The 1,412-nt window shown below is 46.9% G+C and carries 2 protein-coding genes; one reads left to right on the top strand and one right to left on the bottom strand.

Translation table 11 applies throughout. The features are described 5' to 3' along the window. A partial coding sequence (locus Q0236_RS08115; protein WP_297916758.1) for a sodium-dependent transporter occupies nt 1-766 on the bottom strand: 766 nt, incomplete at its 3' end. A 121-nt stretch (nt 767-887) separates the two neighbouring features. Here Q0236_RS08115 and Q0236_RS08110 point away from each other — a divergent pair. Then, nucleotides 888-1,412 (top strand): nitroreductase family protein (locus Q0236_RS08110; RefSeq protein ID WP_297916756.1); only part of this gene is annotated, 525 nt, incomplete at its 3' end.

Here is a 1,412-nt window from a genome sequence, read left to right as displayed (position 1 = left end):
GGACATTAATGCAGACGATATTTATGCTTGAGGTTAGGATATTGGTGCGCGCAGGCAGGCTTGCAGCATAGGTCATAATCGTAGTAACGCCCAGCGAGAGCGTAAAAAACGCAAGTCCTAGCGCCGAAAGAACGCTATCTTTATTAAGCTTGGAAAAATCTGGCACTAGCAAGAATTTTGCGCTACGTCCGAATCCATCGAAACTCGCGGCGTAAATTAGCATCAAAACCAGCAAAATAAATAGCGCGGGCATCATCCAGACATTAAGCCGCTCGATGCCGCTTTTGACACCTTTAGATACGATGAAAAAGCAAAACGCCGACGCTATGGTAAAGCATATCGCCACGCTTAAAAAGTCGCTACCTAAAAGTGCGTTAAACGCTGCGCCGCTTTCATCTATACTTTTTGGCAGATAAAAAGCGCTTGAGACCACGTATTTTAGGATCCAACCCATTACGACGCTGTAAAAAGCATAGATCAAAAGCGCACTAATCATAAAAAATCCCGCGTATTTCCATGCGCCTTTGTATGAGGGTGCGAGCTTTTCAAATGCGCGCACTGGATCACTTTCGCTTAGCCTGCCTATGACGATCTCGGCTAAAAAAATCACGAAGCTAACCAAAAGCGTCAGCAAAAGATATAGCAAGATAAATGCGCTGCCGCCGTTGGTGCCTACTAAAGTGGGGAATTTCCACGCATTACCGAGCCCTACGGCGCTGCCTGCGACTGCGAGAATGAAGCCGATTTTGCTAAATTTATCGTTCATATTATGCCTTGTAGCGGAATTTGAAAGGGCAATATTAGCAAAATCTAGCTTAACTCGCCAAGCTAACCGAGTGTAATTTAGGCAAACCCGCTATAATGCCGCGAATTTTAAAGGAGATAAAATGAAATCGATAAAAGAAGTGATGCTCTCTCGCCACAGCTGCCGTAAATTTTGCAGCGACAAGCTAAATAGCGAGCTCGTGCGCGAGATACTTGATCTTGCGCGCTTAAGTCCCAGCTCATGCGGATTGGAACCGTGGAGGATGATGATAATCTCGGATCCTTGTGAGCTAAAAGAGCTTTCTGTAGCCTGCAACAGCCAGCCACAAGTAGCCGAGTGCTCGCACGCCGTGATTTTAATCACGCGTAACGATCTGCGCGTGGGCGAGGAGTATTTAGAACGCACCGTCCGCCGCCGCGCAAATACTCCACAAAAATATGAAGCTGCGATGAATTATTTCCGCGCAAAATTTGCGGACTTAGACGACGAAGCGCTGATGAACTACGCGACCAAGCAGCTTTATATCTTAGCGGCAAATATCGCTAATATCGCCGAGGGCTTTGACGTGCGCTCGTGTATAATGACCGGCTTTGACGCCGCGGCTTTGGAAAAATTCTGCGCTTTAGAGGCAAAATTTCGTCCTGCA

The sequence above is a fragment of the uncultured Campylobacter sp. genome (genome assembly GCF_938031315.1).
Classification (GTDB): domain Bacteria; phylum Campylobacterota; class Campylobacteria; order Campylobacterales; family Campylobacteraceae; genus Campylobacter_B.
Note: the sequence above shows the minus strand (reverse complement) of the source record. Positions and strands in the feature narration are given on the sequence as shown.